General features: G+C 63.1%; 17 protein-coding genes. 11 read left to right on the top strand and 6 right to left on the bottom strand.

Features of this window, described 5'->3' with window-relative positions; all coding sequences use genetic code 11:
• Nucleotides 1–80 precede the first annotated feature (80 nt).
• A complete protein-coding gene (gene nadB / locus CAG46_RS06340; RefSeq protein ID WP_075046174.1) occupies nt 81–1,685 on the bottom strand; it encodes an L-aspartate oxidase in 1,605 nt (534 codons plus the stop codon).
• 434 nt (nt 1,686–2,119) lie between these two features.
• Here nadB and rpoE point away from each other — a divergent pair, with 434 nt between their 5' ends.
• The 10 genes from rpoE to pdxJ all read left to right on the top strand — a co-directional run bounded on the left by rpoE (nt 2,120) and on the right by pdxJ (nt 12,144).
• Nucleotides 2,120–2,701: an RNA polymerase sigma factor RpoE gene (rpoE, locus tag CAG46_RS06335; RefSeq protein WP_003252049.1), complete on the top strand. Its 582-nt coding sequence runs from the start codon at nt 2,120–2,122 to the stop codon at nt 2,699–2,701.
• Nucleotides 2,702–2,732: 31 nt separating this feature from the next.
• Nucleotides 2,733–3,323: a sigma-E factor negative regulatory protein gene (locus CAG46_RS06330; RefSeq protein WP_075046173.1), complete on the top strand. Its 591-nt coding sequence runs from the start codon at nt 2,733–2,735 to the stop codon at nt 3,321–3,323.
• A 12-nt stretch (nt 3,324–3,335) separates the two neighbouring features.
• The gene (locus tag CAG46_RS06325; RefSeq protein WP_085614231.1) at nt 3,336–4,298 is read left to right on the top strand and encodes a MucB/RseB C-terminal domain-containing protein; all 963 of its coding nucleotides are present in this window, start codon (nt 3,336–3,338) and stop codon (nt 4,296–4,298) included.
• Nucleotides 4,299–4,520: 222 nt separating this feature from the next.
• Complete coding sequence (locus CAG46_RS06320; protein WP_371257967.1) at nt 4,521–5,921, top strand: DegQ family serine endoprotease; 1,401 nt, start codon at nt 4,521–4,523, stop codon at nt 5,919–5,921.
• A gap of 181 nt (nt 5,922–6,102) precedes the next feature.
• Entirely contained in the window at nt 6,103–7,902 is a 1,800-nt protein-coding gene (gene lepA, locus CAG46_RS06315) for a translation elongation factor 4 (RefSeq protein WP_013973995.1), read from the top strand.
• Between the two features lie 5 nt (nt 7,903–7,907).
• Nucleotides 7,908–8,762 (top strand): signal peptidase I, encoded by an 855-nt coding sequence (gene lepB / locus CAG46_RS06310; RefSeq protein WP_003258486.1) that lies wholly within the window; start codon nt 7,908–7,910, stop codon nt 8,760–8,762.
• Nucleotides 8,763–8,923: 161 nt separating this feature from the next.
• Nucleotides 8,924–9,613 carry a ribonuclease III gene (gene rnc / locus CAG46_RS06305; RefSeq protein WP_003258487.1) on the top strand — a complete coding sequence of 230 codons (690 nt, stop codon included), beginning with the start codon at nt 8,924–8,926 and terminating at the stop codon, nt 9,611–9,613.
• Nucleotides 9,606–10,508, top strand: coding sequence for a GTPase Era (gene era, locus CAG46_RS06300; RefSeq protein WP_015271595.1), 903 nt, complete (start codon nt 9,606–9,608; stop codon nt 10,506–10,508). Before rnc ends, era begins: the two co-directional genes overlap by 8 nt.
• 168 nt (nt 10,509–10,676) lie before the next feature.
• Nucleotides 10,677–11,360, top strand: coding sequence for a DNA repair protein RecO (recO, locus tag CAG46_RS06295; protein ID WP_015271594.1), 684 nt, complete (start codon nt 10,677–10,679; stop codon nt 11,358–11,360).
• A 61-nt stretch (nt 11,361–11,421) separates the two neighbouring features.
• Nucleotides 11,422–12,144, top strand: a complete 723-nt coding sequence (gene pdxJ, locus CAG46_RS06290) for a pyridoxine 5'-phosphate synthase (protein WP_371917533.1) — start codon at nt 11,422–11,424, stop codon at nt 12,142–12,144.
• Between the two features lie 127 nt (nt 12,145–12,271).
• Here pdxJ and CAG46_RS06285 read toward each other — a convergent pair whose 3' ends face one another.
• Nucleotides 12,272–13,654 carry a heavy metal sensor histidine kinase gene (locus CAG46_RS06285; protein WP_085614229.1) on the bottom strand — a complete coding sequence of 461 codons (1,383 nt, stop codon included), beginning with the start codon at nt 13,652–13,654 and terminating at the stop codon, nt 12,272–12,274.
• Nucleotides 13,651–14,325, bottom strand: a complete 675-nt coding sequence (locus tag CAG46_RS06280) for a heavy metal response regulator transcription factor (RefSeq protein WP_003258489.1) — start codon at nt 14,323–14,325, stop codon at nt 13,651–13,653. Before CAG46_RS06280 ends, CAG46_RS06285 begins: the two co-directional genes overlap by 4 nt.
• A 349-nt stretch (nt 14,326–14,674) precedes the next feature.
• On the opposite strand from CAG46_RS06280, the gene CAG46_RS06275 reads away from it, so the two are divergent.
• Nucleotides 14,675–14,878 carry a hypothetical protein gene (locus tag CAG46_RS06275; protein ID WP_085614228.1) on the top strand — a complete coding sequence of 68 codons (204 nt, stop codon included), beginning with the start codon at nt 14,675–14,677 and terminating at the stop codon, nt 14,876–14,878.
• 68 nt (nt 14,879–14,946) lie between these two features.
• Here the strand turns inward: CAG46_RS06275 and cmoB are convergent, their stop codons facing one another.
• The 3 genes from cmoB to CAG46_RS06260 all read right to left on the bottom strand — a co-directional run bounded on the left by cmoB (nt 14,947) and on the right by CAG46_RS06260 (nt 17,182).
• On the bottom strand, nt 14,947–15,903 hold the full coding sequence (gene cmoB, locus CAG46_RS06270) for a tRNA 5-methoxyuridine(34)/uridine 5-oxyacetic acid(34) synthase CmoB (RefSeq protein ID WP_085614227.1): 957 nt from the start codon (nt 15,901–15,903) through the stop codon (nt 14,947–14,949).
• Complete coding sequence (gene cmoA, locus CAG46_RS06265; protein ID WP_085614226.1) at nt 15,900–16,643, bottom strand: carboxy-S-adenosyl-L-methionine synthase CmoA; 744 nt, start codon at nt 16,641–16,643, stop codon at nt 15,900–15,902. Before cmoA ends, cmoB begins: the two co-directional genes overlap by 4 nt.
• Before the next feature lie 146 nt (nt 16,644–16,789).
• Nucleotides 16,790–17,182 (bottom strand): protease inhibitor I42 family protein, encoded by a 393-nt coding sequence (locus CAG46_RS06260; protein ID WP_075046169.1) that lies wholly within the window; start codon nt 17,180–17,182, stop codon nt 16,790–16,792.
• Nucleotides 17,183–17,212: the final 30 nt, after the last annotated feature.

Genomic DNA, 17,212 nt, shown 5'->3' with positions numbered 1-17,212 from the left:
GGTGTTCGTCGTGGCGGCTTCAGCGCCTGCGAGATCGAGCGCCGCACGGGCGGCGCTCGATCTCGCAGGCGCCACAACTTTCAGATAGGACTAAGAATAGTGTCCTTGGCCTCGTCCAGCATCCCCGGGTAATCCAGGGTGTAATGCAGTCCGCGGCTTTCCTTGCGCTGCATGGCCGACAGGATCATCAACTCGGCAACCTGCGCCAGGTTGCGCAATTCGATCAGGTCGCGGCTGACCTTGTAGTTGCTGTAGAACTCGTCGATTTCGTCCAGCAGCAGGCGAATGCGGTGCTGCGCTCGCTGCAGGCGCTTGCTGGTGCGCACGATGCCGACGTAGTCCCACATGAAGCGCCGCAGTTCGTCCCAGTTGTGCGCAATGATCACGTCCTCGTCCGAGTCGGTGACCTGGCTGGCGTCCCAGCCGGGCAGGGCCTTGGGCATGACCACTTCATCCAGGTGCGCCTGGATGTCGGCCGCGGCGGCACGGCCATAGACGAAGCATTCCAGCAGCGAGTTGCTGGCCATGCGGTTGGCACCATGCAGGCCGGTGAAGCTGGTTTCACCTATGGCATACAGGCCCGGTACGTCGGTGTGGCCGCGGTCGTCGACCATCACTCCGCCGCAGGTGTAGTGCGCCGCAGGTACTACCGGGATCGGCTGGCGGGTGATGTCGATGCCGAAAGCCAGGCAGCGCTCGTACACGGTGGGGAAGTGGCTCTTGATGAAGTCGGCCGGCTTGTGGGTGATGTCCAGGTACACGCAGTCCACACCCAGGCGCTTCATCTCGTGGTCGATGGCGCGGGCCACGATGTCGCGCGGGGCCAGTTCTTCGCGGGGGTCGAAGCGTGGCATGAAGCGCTCGCCATTGGGCAGGCGCAGCAGGGCACCTTCGCCGCGCAGGGCTTCGGTAACCAGGAAACTCTTGGCCTGCGGGTGGTACAGGCAAGTCGGGTGGAACTGGTTGAACTCCAGGTTCGCCACCCGGCAACCGGCCCGCCAGGCCATGGCGATGCCGTCGCCGCAGGCACCATCGGGGTTGCTGGTATACAGGTAGACCTTGGCCGCGCCGCCAGTGGCCAGCACGGTGAAGCGCGCACCGAAGGTATCCACCTCGCCGGTGTTGCGGTCGAGCACATAGGCACCCAGGCAGCGCTCGCCGGGCAGGCCGAGGCGACGTTCGGTAATCAGGTCGACCGCCACGCGCTGCTCCAGCAGCTGGATATTCGGGCGTTTGCGGGCCTGCTCCAGCAGCGTGGTGAAGATGGCTGCGCCGGTGGCGTCGGCGGCATGGATGATGCGCCGGTGGCTATGGCCACCTTCTCGGGTCAGGTGGAACTCGAAGCCACCGTCGTCGACGCTGTAGTGTTCGTCGCGGGTAAAGGGCACGCCTTGCTCGATCAGCCACTCGATGGCTTCGCGGCTGTGCTCGACGGTAAAGCGCACAGCTTCTTCATGGCAAAGGCCGCCGCCGGCATTGAGGGTGTCCTCGACATGCGACTGCACGGTATCGGTATTGTCCAGCACTGCCGCGACACCGCCCTGGGCCCAGAAGGTCGAGCCGTTGGCCAGGTCGCCCTTGCTGAGCACGGCGACTCGCAGGTGGCTGGGGAGGTTCAGTGCCAGGCTGAGACCGGCGGCACCGCTGCCGATCACCAGGACATCATGTTGGAATTGTTGGCTCATGTCGGGACACTAGTATTCTTTGGAAGGGGCGCGGCACAATAGTCACGCGCCGATGGCATTGTGAAACTATCGTTAAAGCTGGCCGGGTTGCCTTTATAGCAGCCCCGAGTGGCCAATTTCCATGCCACTTGCCTGGTCGCGACAACCTTTGTGGGAACTTTCCGACATGGCCGGAAATCCTATGAAGGCTGCCCACGCGCCACAACTTGCCGCGGCGACGCAGGGCGGCAGGCCTGTCCGGGCTGTCCCTGCGTACTCGAAACCTGATTATCGACGTAGCCGGCCGTGACCGTGCCGCGTCTTCCGTGCAACCCGACCAAGGGCTGCAGGAAACTTGCTTGGAGGGGAGAACTTTTGCGCAAAGCCCGAGTCTATGGTTGCAAGCCTGAACGATGGCTGTTGCAACGCTCCTTCGAGTTCACTGAGGAGTGTTCATGCTAACCCAGGAAGAGGATCAGCAGCTTGTCGAGCGCGTTCAGCGCGGTGACAGGCGAGCTTTCGATCTGTTGGTGCTGAAGTATCAGCACAAGATTCTCGGGTTGATCGTGCGGTTCGTTCACGATACCCACGAGGCCCAGGATGTAGCACAGGAAGCCTTCATCAAGGCCTACCGTGCGCTTGGCAACTTCCGCGGAGACAGTGCGTTCTATACGTGGCTGTACCGCATCGCCATCAACACGGCGAAGAACTACCTGGTGTCCCGTGGAAGACGGCCACCAGACAGTGATGTGAGCTCCGAGGATGCGGAGTTTTACGACGGCGATCATGGTCTCAAGGATCTCGAGTCCCCAGAACGCTCGTTGTTGCGGGATGAAATCGAAGGCACTGTCCATCGCACCATCCAGCAACTGCCTGAAGACCTGCGCACGGCATTGACCCTGCGCGAGTTCGACGGGCTGAGTTACGAAGACATTGCCAGTGTCATGCAATGTCCGGTGGGTACCGTGCGCTCTCGAATCTTCCGCGCTCGGGAGGCCATAGACAAAGCCCTGCAACCTTTGCTGCAGGAAACCTGAGACAGCGGCGACAGCCAAGAGAGGAACCGCCATGAGTCGTGAAGCTTTGCAGGAATCGCTGTCCGCGGTGATGGATAACGAAGCGGACGAGCTTGAACTGCGTCGTGTGTTGAACGCCGTAGACGATGCTGAAACCCGTGCCACCTGGTCGCGTTACCAGGTTGCCCGCGCAGCCATGCACAAGGAGCTGCTGCTGCCCAACCTGGATATCGCCTCGGCGGTGTCTGCAGCGCTGGCTGACGAAGCCGTGCCGGCCAAGGCCAAGAAAGGGCCATGGCGCAGCATTGGCCGCCTGGCGGTAGCTGCCTCGGTCACCGTAGCGGTGCTGGCCGGTGTGCGCATGTACAACCAGGACGAGATCACTGGCGCCGAGCTTGCTGCCCAGCAACCTGCCCAGCAAGGCCTGACTGTGCCACAAGCACAAGGCCCGGCCGTTTTGGCAGGCTATAGTGAGAGCAGTGAGCAACCGACCGGGCCGATGGCCAACGGCGTGCTGCAGAACCAGGCCGGCTGGGACCAGCGTCTGCCAGGCTACCTGCGCCAGCATGCCCAGGAATCTGCGCTCAAGGGCACTGAAACCGCATTGCCTTATGCCCGCGCCGCCAGCCTGGAAAACCGTTAAGTAAGGAGGATCATGCGCGCGCTACCTCTCCTGTCGCTGCTGATTGGCAGCTGCATGACGGTGCCAGCATTGGCGGCCAATTCCTCGCCTGAGGCGAGCGAGTGGCTGAGCAAGCTGGCACAGGCCGAGCAAAAGCAGAGCTACCAAGGCTCTTTTGTCTACGAACGCAATGGCAGCTTCTCTTCCCACGAGATCTGGCACAGGGTCGACGACGGCAAGGTCAGCGAGCGGCTGTTGCAGCTCGATGGCGCCGCCCAGGAGATCGTGCGCGTGGATGGCAAGGTAGAGTGCGTCAGCGGGGCCTTGGCCAGTGGTGTGACAACGCCCCCGGACACCGCGCAGCGTGTGCTTGATCCGCTGAAACTGATGGGCTGGTATGACTTGAGCGTGGCGGGCAAGTCACGGGTCGCCGGGCGCGATGCCGTGATCGTGACGCTCACCCCGCGCGACCAGCACCGTTATGCCTTCGAATTGCACCTGGACCGTGCTACCGGCCTGCCGCTGCGCTCGTTGATGGTCAACGACAAGGGGCAGTTGCTGGAGCGCTTCCAGATGACCCGTCTCGATACCGAAGCACCTAGCGACGACGACCTGCGCGCCAGCGCTGCGTGCAAGTCGGTGCAGCATGTGGCCGCTGCCGCCAATGACACGGTCGCCGGCTGGCGTTCGGACTGGCTGCCGCCTGGCTTCGAACTGGTCAACAGCTCGGTACGCCGCGACCCCAAGAATGACAGCACGGTCAGCAGCCTGATGTACGACGATGGCCTGGCGCGCTTCTCGGTGTTCCTCGAGCTGGTAAAGGATGAGGGCGGGACCGACATGCGTACCCAGCTTGGCCCGACTTCGGCGGTCTCGCGTCGGCTGAACACGCCCAAGGGCAAGGTGATGGTCACAGTGGTCGGCGAGATTCCGCTGGGTACCGCAGAGCGTGTGGCGCTGTCGATGCGCCCCCAGGATGGCCAGGCGCGCCAGTGATGGCGCGCATTTGCGGGCCTGGCGTGCGGGCCATGCCAAGGCGTGCGGACATGCCTCTGAAATGAAATTAAAGCATTGTCATTTGCAATCCATCGGCAAATTTTCTATAGGTCAGGCTTCTTGGAGCCTGGCCTTTCCTGCTTTGTGCAGGGGCCTTTCTAAACTACCGCTCGTTGTGACGGGAGCCGTATGTCAATACCACGCTTGAAATCCTACCTATCGATGTTCGCCGCCGTGCTGATGCTCGGCCAGGTGCTCAGCGCCCAGGCCGAGGAAGCCCTGCCGGACTTCACTACCCTGGTCGAGCAGGCCTCGCCAGCCGTGGTCAACATCAGTACCAAGCAGAAGCTGCCGGACCGCCGCATGGCCGCCGGGCAGATGCCCGACCTGGAAGGCCTGCCGCCGATGTTCCGCGAGTTCTTCGAGCGCAACATGCCGCAGCAGCCGCGCTCGCCGCGTGGCGACCGCCAGCGCGAGGCCCAGTCGCTGGGTTCGGGCTTCATCATTTCCAGCGATGGCTACGTGCTGACCAACAACCACGTGGTAGCCGATGCCGACGAGATCATCGTCCGCCTGTCGGACCGCAGCGAGCTGCAGGCCAAGCTGGTCGGCACCGATCCGCGCACCGACGTGGCCCTGCTCAAGGTCGAGGGCAAGAACCTGCCGACTGTCAAGCTGGGTGATTCCGAGAAGCTCAAGGTGGGCGAGTGGGTACTGGCCATCGGTTCGCCGTTCGGCTTCGACCATTCGGTGACCAAAGGTATCGTCAGCGCCAAGGGTCGCACCCTGCCCAACGACACCTACGTACCGTTCATCCAGACGGACGTTGCCATCAACCCGGGCAACTCCGGCGGCCCGCTGTTCAACATGAACGGCGAAGTGGTGGGTATCAATTCGCAGATCTTCACCCGTTCCGGCGGTTTCATGGGCCTGTCGTTCGCCATCCCGATCGATGTGGCGATCGATGTCTCCAACCAGCTGAAGAAAGACGGCAAGGTCAGCCGCGGCTGGCTGGGCGTGGTGATCCAGGAGGTCAACAAGGACCTGGCTGAGTCGTTCGGCCTGGACAAGCCGGCCGGTGCCCTGGTGGCCCAGGTGCTGGAAAACGGCCCGGCAGCCAAGGGCGGCCTGCAGGTGGGTGACGTGATCCTGAGCATGAACGGCCAGCCGATCGTCATGTCGGCCGACCTGCCGCACCTGGTCGGCAGCCTCAAGGACGGCGAAAAGGCCAAGCTGGAGATCATCCGCAACGGCAAGCGCCAGAACCTCGACATCAGCGTTGGCGCACTGCCGGACGACGATGCCGACATCGGTACCGGCGCCGAAGGCAGCGCCGAGCGCAGCAGCAACCGCCTGGGCGTCTCGGTGGCCGACCTGACCGCCGAGCAGAAGAAAGCCCTGGAGCTCAAGGGTGGCGTGGTCATCAAGGAAGTCCAGGATGGCCCGGCCGCGATGATCGGCCTGCGCCCGGGTGACGTGATCAGCCACCTGAACAACCAGGCGATCGGTTCGGCCAAGGAATTCACCGAAATCGCCAAGGAACTGCCGAAGAACCGTTCGGTGTCGATGCGCGTGCTGCGTCAGGGCCGTGCCAGCTTCATTACCTTCAAGCTGGCTGAATAAGCGGCTTGGCAAGGAGAAAAGGGCAGCTTCGGCTGCCCTTTTTCATGAAAGTTCACAATTGCAGGGGCGAATGCTGTGTACAGCCCGATAGAGGAATCTCCCATATCCCGGCAGCTTAAGGTACAATTCCCGGCTATTTTTCGGCGGGCGTCCGGCTCGCAGCCTTTTCGAGTGTTGACCCGTGAGTGATTTGAGTCATATCCGCAATTTCTCCATCATCGCCCACATCGACCATGGCAAGTCGACGCTGGCCGACCGTTTCATCCAGATGTGCGGTGGCCTGTCGGCACGCGAGATGGAAGCCCAGGTGCTCGATTCCATGGACCTGGAGCGTGAGCGCGGTATCACCATCAAGGCCCACAGCGTCACGCTCAACTACAAGGCGCAGGACGGGAAGGTCTACCAGCTGAACTTCATCGATACCCCCGGCCACGTCGACTTCACCTACGAAGTCTCGCGTTCGCTGGCGGCCTGTGAAGGCGCGCTGCTGGTGGTGGATGCCGGCCAGGGCGTCGAGGCCCAATCCGTAGCCAACTGCTATACCGCCATCGAGCAGGGCCTTGAGGTCATGCCGGTACTGAACAAGATGGACCTGCCCCAGGCCGATCCGGATCGCGTCAAGGACGAGATCGAGAAGATCATCGGCATCGACGCCACCGACGCCGTGGCCTGCAGTGCCAAGAGCGGCATGGGCGTGGACGAGGTGCTCGAGCGCCTGGTACAGACCATCCCCGCCCCGGAAGGCGATATCGAGGCGCCGCTGCAGGCGCTGATCATCGACTCCTGGTTCGACAACTACCTGGGCGTGGTCTCGCTGGTGCGCGTACGCCACGGCCGCGTCAAGAAAGGCGACAAGATCCTGGTCAAGTCCACCGGCAAGGTGCACCTGGTCGACAGCGTGGGCGTGTTCACTCCGAAACACACCCAGACCGCCGACCTGAAGGCCGGCGAAGTGGGCTTCATCATTGCCAGCATCAAGGACATCCATGGTGCCCCGGTCGGTGACACCCTGACCCTGTCCGCGACCCCTGAGGTCGAAGTGCTGCCAGGCTTCAAGAAGATCCAGCCGCAGGTCTACGCCGGCCTGTTCCCGGTCAGCTCCGACGACTTCGAGGACTTCCGCGATGCGCTGCAGAAGCTGACCCTGAACGACTCGTCGCTGCAGTACATGCCGGAAAGCTCCGACGCCCTGGGCTTCGGCTTCCGTTGCGGCTTCCTCGGCATGCTGCACATGGAGATCATCCAGGAGCGCCTGGAGCGCGAATACGACCTGGACCTGATCACCACGGCGCCAAGCGTGATCTACGAGCTGGAACTGAAAACCGGCGAGACCATCACCGTCGACAACCCGTCGAAGCTGCCAGACGTCTCGGCGGTCGCCGACTTCCGCGAGCCGATCGTCACTGCCACCATCCTGGTACCGCAGGAACACCTGGGCAACGTCATCACCCTGTGCATCGAGAAGCGTGGCGTACAGCGCGACATGCAGTTCCTCGGCAGCCAGGTGCAGGTGCGCTACGACCTGCCGATGAACGAAGTGGTGCTGGACTTCTTCGACCGCCTCAAGTCCACCAGCCGCGGCTATGCTTCGCTGGACTATCATTTCGATCGCTACCAGTCGGCCAACCTGGTCAAGCTGGATGTACTGATCAACGGCGACAAGGTCGATGCCCTGGCATTGATCGTGCACCGCGACAACGCGGCCTACAAAGGCCGTGCGTTGACCGAGAAGATGAAGGAACTGATCCCTCGGCAGATGTTCGATGTGGCGATCCAGGCAGCTATCGGCGGCCAGATCATCGCGCGGACAACCGTCAAGGCGCTCAGAAAGAACGTACTGGCCAAGTGCTACGGTGGTGACGTCAGCCGTAAGAAGAAGCTGCTGGAGAAGCAGAAGGCCGGTAAGAAACGCATGAAACAGGTGGGTAACGTGGAGATTCCACAGGAAGCCTTCCTCGCCGTGCTCAGGTTGGATAGCTAGGTCCTATGTCGCTAAATTTCCCGCTGTTGCTAGTCATCGCCGTCTTCGTCTGCGGCCTGCTGGGCTTGATCGACCTGCTGTTCCTGGCTCCGCGCCGGCGTGCGGCAATCGCCAACTACCAGGGCAGCGTCAGCCAGCCCGAGATGGCGGTGGTCGAGCGCCTGGGCAAGGAACCGTTGCTGGTCGAGTACGGCAAGTCGTTCTTCCCGGTGCTGTTCATCGTGCTGGTGCTGCGTTCGTTCCTGGTCGAGCCGTTCCAGATCCCTTCGGGGTCGATGAAGCCGACCTTGGAAGTGGGCGACTTCATCCTGGTGAACAAGTTCTCGTACGGCATTCGCCTGCCGGTGATCGACAAGAAGGTCATCGAGGTGGGTGACCCGCAACGCGGTGATGTGATGGTGTTCCGCTACCCGAGCGACCCGAACGTCAACTACATCAAGCGTGTGGTCGGCCTGCCGGGTGACCAGGTGCGCTACACCAGCGACAAGCGGTTGTTCGTCAACGGCCAGCCGATTGCCGAACAACTGGTGGGCACCGAGCCGGGCACCCTGGGCAGCGCCGAGCTGTACAAGGAAAAGCTCGGCGAGGCCGAACACCTGATCCGCAAGGAAATGAGCCGTTACCGCATGCCGCCGGACCAGCAATGGACCGTGCCGGCAGGCCATTACTTCATGATGGGCGACAACCGCGACAACTCCAACGACAGCCGTTACTGGGATGACCCGAACATCCCGAAGGAACTGCACGGCATGGTTCCGGACCGGAACATCGTCGGCAAGGCCTTCGCGGTGTGGATGAGCTGGCCAGAGCCCAAGCTCAGCCACCTGCCCAACCTGTCGCGGGTCGGTCTGATCCATTGATACCCATCGGCGCTGGCCAGCAGGCAGCGCCGAATGCATTTCTGACATAGGCTGTGTTCTCAGGGATCGGGAGATTCGCCGCACATCGCGGCGGGCCACAGCCAAACAGTCTTTCAGGATGTTGATTTGAACAACGCGTTGAACAACGAACGGGTGGCTGCATGAGTGCTCCCCTTGCCCGTCTGGAGCGAAAGCTCGGTTATACCTTCAAGAACCAGGACCAGATGCTCCTGGCACTGACCCATCGCAGTTACGCCGGGCGCAACAATGAGCGCCTGGAGTTTCTCGGTGACGCCATTCTCAACTTCGTCGCCGGCGAAGCGCTGTTCGAGCGCTTCCCGCAGGCCCGCGAAGGCCAGCTGTCGCGCCTGCGCGCGCGCCTGGTCAAGGGTGAGACCCTGGCCCGCCTGGCCCGTGGTTTCGACCTGGGCGATCACCTGCGCCTGGGTTCGGGTGAGCTCAAGAGCGGTGGCTTCCGCCGCGAGTCGATCCTGGCCGACGCCCTGGAGGCGCTGATTGGCGCCATCTACCTGGACGCCGACATGGAAACGGCCCGGGAGCGCGTGCTGGCCTGGCTGGCCGATGAGTTCGAAGGCCTGACCCTGGTCGATACCAACAAGGACCCGAAAACCCGCCTGCAGGAGTTCCTGCAGTCGCGCAGCTGCGAGCTGCCGCGTTACGAAGTGGTGGATATCCAGGGCGAACCGCACTGCCGGACTTTCTTCGTCGAATGCGAAGTGGTGCTGCTGAACAACAAGAGCCGTGGCCAGGGCGTTAGCCGGCGTATCGCCGAGCAAGTCGCTGCCGCGTCTGCACTTATCGCCCTGGGCGTGGAGAATGGCAATGACTGATAGCAACCCGACCCGCTGCGGCTACGTAGCCATTGTCGGCCGCCCGAACGTGGGCAAGTCGACCCTGCTCAACCACATCCTCGGCCAGAAGCTGGCGATCACCTCGCGCAAGCCGCAGACCACCCGCCACAACATGCTTGGCATCAAGACCGAGGGTGACGTGCAGGCGATCTACGTCGACACCCCCGGTATGCACAAGGCCAACGACAAGGCCTTGAACCGCTACATGAACCGCAACGCTTCGGCGGCCCTGAAGGACGTCGACGTGGTGATCTTCGTGGTCGACCGCACCAAATGGACCGACGAGGACCAACTGGTGCTGGAGCGCGTGCAGTACGTGACGGGCCCACTGATCATCGCGGTCAACAAGACCGACCGCATGGAAGAGAAGGCCGAACTGATCCCGCACCTGCAATGGCTGCAGGAGCAGTTGCCGAACGCCGAAGTGATGCCTATTTCCGCGCAGCAGGGGCACAACCTGCAGGCGCTGGAAGCACAGATCGCCAAGCACCTGCCCGAGAACGAGCACTTCTTCCCCGAAGACCAGATCACCGACCGCAGCAGCCGCTTCCTGGCCGCCGAACTGGTGCGCGAGAAGATCATGCGCCAGCTGGGTGCGGAATTGCCGTACCAGATCACCGTGGAAATTGAAGAATTCAAGCAGCAGGGTCATGTGCTGCACATCCATGCGCTGATCCTGGTCGAGCGCGACGGCCAGAAAAAGATCATCATTGGCGACAAGGGCGAGCGCATCAAGCGCATCGGCTCCGAGGCGCGCAAGGACATGGAGGTGCTGTTCGACTCCAAGGTCATGCTCAACCTGTGGGTCAAGGTGAAAGGCGGCTGGTCCGATGACGAGCGCGCCCTGCGCTCGCTGGGCTACGGCGACCTCTAAGCCTCGCACGGCCCTCCTATGTGGGAGCGGCCTTGCGTCGCGATAGGGCTGCGAAGCAGCCCCAGAATCTATGCAATAGCCGAGATCTTGGGGCCGCTGCGCGCCCCTTTCGCGACACAAGGCCGCTCCCACAGGGATTTGCATCAAACTTGGGCTGAGTGATCTTCCATGGAACAACCTGTCGGCCAGCCAGCCTACGTGCTGCACAGCCGTGCCTACAAGGAAACCAGCGCGCTGGTGGACTTCTTCACCCCGCAGGGCCGCATGCGCGCCGTGCTGCGCCGTGCGCGTGGCAAGGGTGGCAGCCTGGTGCGGCCGTTCGTGCCGCTGGAGCTGGAACTGCGTGGGCGTGGCGAGCTGAAAAATGTCGGGCGCATGGACAGTGCCGGCATCGCCGCCTGGCTGCATGGCGATGCCCTGTTCAGCGGGTTGTACCTCAATGAACTGCTCATGCGCCTGCTGCCCGCCGAAGCGCCTTTCCCGGCGCTGTTCGAGCACTACACCCTGACCTTGCAAGCCTTGGCCGCCGGTCGCCCGCTGGAGCCGCTGCTGCGCTCCTTCGAATGGCGGCTGCTGGACGAGCTCGGTTACGCGTTTTCGTTGCACCACGACGTCAATGACCAGGCGATCGCGGTTGATGGCCTGTACCGCTTGCGTGTGGATGCCGGCCTGGAGCGGGTCGAGCTGGTGCAACCCGGGCTGTTCCGCGGCACCGAACTGCTGGCCCTGGCCGAAGCCGACTGGGATGCCCCAGGTGCCTTGCTCGCCGCCAAGCGCCTGATGCGCCAGGCACTGGCGGTTCACCTGGGGGCAAAACCGCTGGTCAGCCGGGAACTGTTTCGCAAGCGCTGATCACGACGTATGCTGTGGGGCTCAATCTTCAGGAGAGCCTTTCGTGACTCACAGCAACCGCATGCTTCTCGGCGTAAACATCGACCACGTGGCGACCCTGCGCCAGGCCCGGGGCACGCGTTACCCTGATCCGGTCAAGGCTGCCCTGGATGCCGAGGAAGCAGGCGCCGATGGCATCACCGTACACCTGCGTGAAGACCGCCGGCACATCCAGGAGCGTGACGTGGTGCTGCTCAAGGACGTGCTGCAGACCCGCATGAACTTCGAGATGGGCGTCACCGAAGAGATGATGGCCTTTGCCGAGAAGATCCGCCCGGCGCACATCTGTCTGGTACCCGAAACCCGTCAGGAGCTGACCACCGAAGGCGGCCTTGACGTGGCGGGCCAGGAAGCACGGATCAAGGCTGCGGTTGATCGCCTGTCGCGTACCGGTGCCGAAGTGTCGCTGTTCATCGATGCCGACGAGCGGCAGATCGAGGCTTCGCGTCGCGTTGGCGCGCCTGCCATCGAACTGCACACCGGGCGTTACGCCGATGCCGAAACGCCGACCGAAGTGGCCGAGGAACTCAAGCGTATCGTCGATGGCGTGGCGTTTGGCGTGGGGCAGGGGCTGATCGTCAATGCCGGCCACGGCTTGCATTACCACAACGTCGAGGCGGTGGCGGCGATCAAAGGCATCAATGAGCTGAACATCGGCCATGCGCTGGTGGCGCATGCGCTGTTCGTCGGCTTCAAGGCCGCTGTGGCCGAGATGAAGGCGCTGATCGTGGCCGCGTCGCGCTAATCGTTGGTCGCCTGTACCGGCCTCTTCGCGGGTAAACCCGCTCCCACAGGTACCCCACAGGCCTTGAGGCTTGTGCAATCCCTGTGGGAGCGGGTTTACCCGCGAAGAGGCCGGCACAAGCGATGTATTACTCCGCTGGAAACACCAGGGTAAACCGGGTAGGCCCCAAGGGGCTGCTGCTGACCTCGACCCGCCCGCCATGCAACTGCATGATCGATTTCACGATCGCCAGCCCCAACCCGGTCCCTCCCTCCAGCCGTGAGCGCCCGGAGCCCACCCGGTAAAACCGCTCGAACAAGCGCGACTGGTGTTCTTCAGCAATACCAGGCCCCTGGTTTTCCACCGAAAGCCGAACTTCGCTGCCCACGCGCTCGATACGCAGTTCCACAGGCTTGTCATCGGGGCAGTGCCGAATGGCATTGCTCAACAGGTTCGACAGTGCCCGCTGAAACATCAGCCGATCACCCTGCGCCGTCCCCCAGCCTTGCACACGCAACTCAACCCCTTTCAGCTCGGCACTGAACGCAAACAGCTCGACAACCCGCGCCGTCTCGTCGGCCAATGCCATGGGCTTGAGCGAAACCTGGGCCTGGGGTTGGCTGACCTGGGCGAGAAACAGCATGTCATTGATGATGCGGTTGAGCCGGGTCAGTTCTTCGATGCTGTCTTCCAGCACTTCCCGGTAATTCGCGTTGTCCCGTTCGCGGGCCAGCGTCACTTGCGCCTTGCCCATCAGGTTGCTCAACGGTGTGCGCAGTTCATGGGCCAGATCATCGGAGAACTGCGACAGCTGGCTGACGCCCTGATCGAGGCGGTCGAGCATCACGTTGATGCTGCTGGCCAGCTCTGCCAGCTCCAGCGGCAGGCCGGTAGCGGGAAGACGATGTTGCAGGTCCTGGGCCGACACCCGCCCGGCAATGCGCCGGAAGTGCCGCAGTGGCCTCAGGCCGCGCTGCATCAACCACCACGCACCGGCCCCGATCAGCAACAGCAGCAACGGCAGCGCGAGCAAGGTGGAGTGCAGGTAGGCCTGCAGCAGCGCGTTGTCGTCGGCGCGGTTGAGCGACATCATCACCTTGACCGGGGTGTCGTCGCGCAGGCGCATCAGCCGGGTCACGGTGAGTATCTGGTTGCCATTGCTGTCGCGCCACGCATGAAAGGCCAGACGGGCATCGGTGCGCAGATCGCCTACCTGCGATTCCAGCGCTGGCCCCAGGCTGAGCAGGTGCGGATGGCGGCCTTCGAGGGCCAGCACGCTGAGGCTGAGGTTGTCGTGCCCCATCACCAGGTCGAGCAAGGGATGGGCGCGGCTGCCCAGGTCTTCGCTACGCAGGTCGACCCGCAGGTTGTGCTCGACCTGCAGCATCTTGCGCGCCAGGTCCTTGCGTGCGCGGCTGTCCAGTTCGTGATCGAGGGCGAACACGGCCAGGCAGGCCAGCAGCAGCACCAGTGCAGCGCCCATCAGCGTCACGCTCAAGCCCAGGCGCAGTGACAGGCTGGCGTTTTTCAAAAGCGTGCCTCGAGCACGTAGCCGACGCCACGCAGGGTATGGATCAGCTTGTTGTCGAACGGGTCGTCGATCTTTGCCCGCAGGCGCCGTATCGAAACCTCGACCACATTGGTGTCGCAGTCGAAGTTCATGTCCCACACCAGCGAGATGATCTGGGTGCGTGACAGCACCTCGCCGGTCTGGCGCATCAGCAGGTGCAGCAGGGCGAATTCCTTGGCGGTCAGGTCGATACGCTGCCCCGCGCGGTAGGCGCGGTGGCGGCCGGGGTCCAGCTCCAGATCGGCGACGCGCAGGGTGCTGGGCTGCAGTTGCTGGTCGTTGCGGCGCAGCAGGCTGCGGATACGGGCCAGCAGTTCCGGGAACTCGAAAGGTTTGAGCAGGTAATCGTCGGCCCCCAGGTCCAGGCCCTTGACCCGGTCGGCCAGGCGGCCGTGGGCGGTAAGCATCATGATGCGCGTGGCCGATTCGGCGCGCAGCCGCTGCAGCACGGTCCAGCCATCGAGTTCGGGCAGGTTGACGTCGAGGATGACCAGGTCGTAGGGCTGCTGGCGGGCCAGGTGCAGGCCATCGGTGCCGGTGTGGGCGCAGTCGACCACGTAGCCGTTCTCGCGCAGGCCCTGCTGCAGGTAGTCGGCGGTACGCAGTTCGTCCTCGATGATCAGTAGACGCATGGGTGGGCTCGGTGTGATGAAAGGGGGCGATTCTCGACCCTGTAGTGGCATCAGGGTCAAGGCGTGGGATGTTACGGCATGAGTAAGGACGCGCGGCGCAGATAACGGATTTGTAATCCTGGTGTTATCTGGCTGTCTGTTCGGGCCCTATCGCCGGCAAGCCAGCTCCCACAGGTACTGCACAGTTTTCAAGACTTGTGGTGATCCTGTGGGAGCTGGCTTGCCGGCGATAGGGCCCGAACAGGCAAAACGTGGCCACATTGCAAGACTGTAATCCCCGCCTCACCTTGCCGTTAGCTAGCCCTCGCTAGGATGGCCCTGTCTGATCGGTTATCACGAGGCAACCACGATGAACCTGACCAAATACCTGCTGTTGGCCACCCTTGCCCTGGGCAGCACCAGTGTTTACGCCGAGGGCGGTGCGGAACGTTCCAAACAATTCTGGCAAGCGTTCCGCGAAGACCAGCAGCGCCTGCACGGCGACAAGCAACAGGCCGTTGCCGAGCGTGAGCGCAAGGCACAGGAGAAGGCCCGCGAGTTGGCCAAGGATTGAGTGACAGCACCTGCGCCGTGACAGCTCCTCGGCGCAGGTGTATTCGGGCGCCCATCCGGGCGCCTTTTTTATTTGCGCGCCAGCAGGGTGGCGCGGCGTGGGACCGGCAGGCCTTCGATGGTCTTGCTGTGGTCGTTCGGGTCGAGGAAGTCGCCCAGTGACTGGTAGCGCATCCACTCGGTGCTGCGCTGTTCCTCGACGCTGGTCACGCTTACGTCGACGCAACGCACGTCGCTGAAACCGGCACGGCGCAACCAGCGCTCCAGGGCCGGTACCGACGGCAGGTACCAGACGTTGCGCATCTGTGCATAGCGGTCCTCAGGTACCAGCACCTGGTTTTCGTCACCCTCGATCACCAGGGTTTCCAGCACCAGTTCCCCGCCTTTGACCAGGCAGTCCTTGAGCGCCAGCAGGTGCTCGATGGGCGAGCGGCGATGGTAGAACACCCCCATGGAAAACACCGTGTCGAAACCTTCGAGGTTGGCCGGCAGGTCTTCCAGGGCGAATGGCAGGTGCCAGGCTGGCAGCTCTGGCAGGTATTGCTGAACGGCCTGGAACTGGCAGAAGAACAGCCAGTTGGGATCGACGCCAATCACCATGTCGGCGCCGGCACCGAGCATGCGCCACTGGTAGTAGCCGTTACCGCAGCCCACGTCGAGCACGCGCTTGCCCTTGAGGTCCAGGTGCGGGCCGACCCGGGACCATTTCCAGTCCGAACGCCATTCGGTGTCCACATGCACGCCGAACAGGTCGAATGGCCCTTTGCGCCAAGGGGACAGGCCCATCAGTGCCTGGCGCATCTGCGCGCGGGTGGCGTCGTCGCAATCGCAGTCCAGGCGCAGCCCGTTGACCAGGTCGATTTCGCTCGGTTGCAGGGCGGGCAAGGCTTCCAGAGCACCTCGCCAGCGGTCGAGGTCACCGTGACCCTTCTCCAGCTTGGCTTCCAGTTGCGCTTGCAGGCCTTGCGACCAGGAAGCCAGGGGCGTGCCCGCCAGGCGGCGGACGAGGGGGGACAGATCGATCATGGCAGGGCAATCAAAGAGGCGAAGTTAAGGCATTGGAACCAGGGCATCACCTTCGAGAAACCGGCTGCGCGCAGGCGCGCCTGGTGGGCTTCGAGGGTGTCGGGCCTCATCACGTTCTCGATGGCGCTGCGCTTCTGGGCAATTTCCAGTTCGCTGTAGCCATTGGCACGTTTGAAGTCCAGGTGCAGTTCATTGAGCAGGTCCTGCTGTTCATCATCGGCGAAGCGCAGTTTTTCCGAGAGGATCAGCGCACCTCCGGGCAACAGCGCCTGGCGGATGCGGCCGAGCAGCTCCAGGCGCTGGTCGGGGGCGATGAACTGCAGGGTGAAATTCATCGCCACCACCGAGGCGGGCTCGAAGGGCAGGGCCAGGATGTCGGCCTCCAGCACCTGCACCGGCAGCAGTTCCTGGAACATCGAGTCCTGGGCGGTGAGGTACTGGCGGCAACGCTCGACCATCGCCGCGGAGTTGTCCACGGCGATTACCCGGCAGCCGTCACTGCGCACATGGCGGCGCAGCGATTGGGTAACGGCACCCAACGACGCACCCAGGTCGTACAGCGCGGTATGCGGCTGGGCGAAGCGCGCGGCCAGCACGCCGAGGTTCTCGACAATGGTCGGGTAGCCCGGAACCGAGCGCTTGATCATGTCCGGGAACACACGCACCACATCCTCGTTGAAGACGAAGTCGGGCACTTGCTCCAAGGGCTGGGCGAAAAGGCGGTCGGGTTGTTTGCTCACGGCGGGCTCGATACAGGGTGAAACGGAGGCGCATTTTAGCCAAAGGCCGCGATTCTTGCCATGGCAGCGCTTCAGGGGCGGGCGCTGAGGGACCTCTGCGCCTGCCTGGTGGGTGTGCAGGTTGCCTATGAGCGAAGCTGCGGACTTTAGCGGACGATGATCTTGCAGTCGAAGGTTTGCACGGGGGCGATATCTGCGGCCCACGGCTGCTGGTACACCAGCACCAACTGACCATCGCCGGTATCGCTGGCCTGGTAGCGCCAGGTGGAGACACCGGCGCTGCCGACCACGTCTTCCTCCTCGGGAGCGCTATACACCTCCGGACCAAGGCTGCGCAGTACGTTGGAGGCAGGTGCTTCGACGCGCCAGCGGTAGCCGGTGGACGGGTTGCTGGGCAAGCTCAGGATCAGCGCCTGGCCAACCTGCAGGCGCGTCGGGCATTCGCTTTCGGCGTCCAGTTCGACGGGTTGCGTGGGCTGTTGGGCGCAGGCGGAAATCAGGGCGAAGCTCAGGGGAACGAGCAGACGAGGGGCGGTCATGTTGGCTCCGGAGGCTGACGATGGCCTGAG

It is taken from the genome of Pseudomonas sp. B23(2017), from assembly GCF_002113725.1.
In the GTDB taxonomy this organism is placed as follows: domain Bacteria; phylum Pseudomonadota; class Gammaproteobacteria; order Pseudomonadales; family Pseudomonadaceae; genus Aquipseudomonas; species Aquipseudomonas putida_Z.
This window is presented reverse-complemented; position numbering and strand designations above follow the sequence as displayed.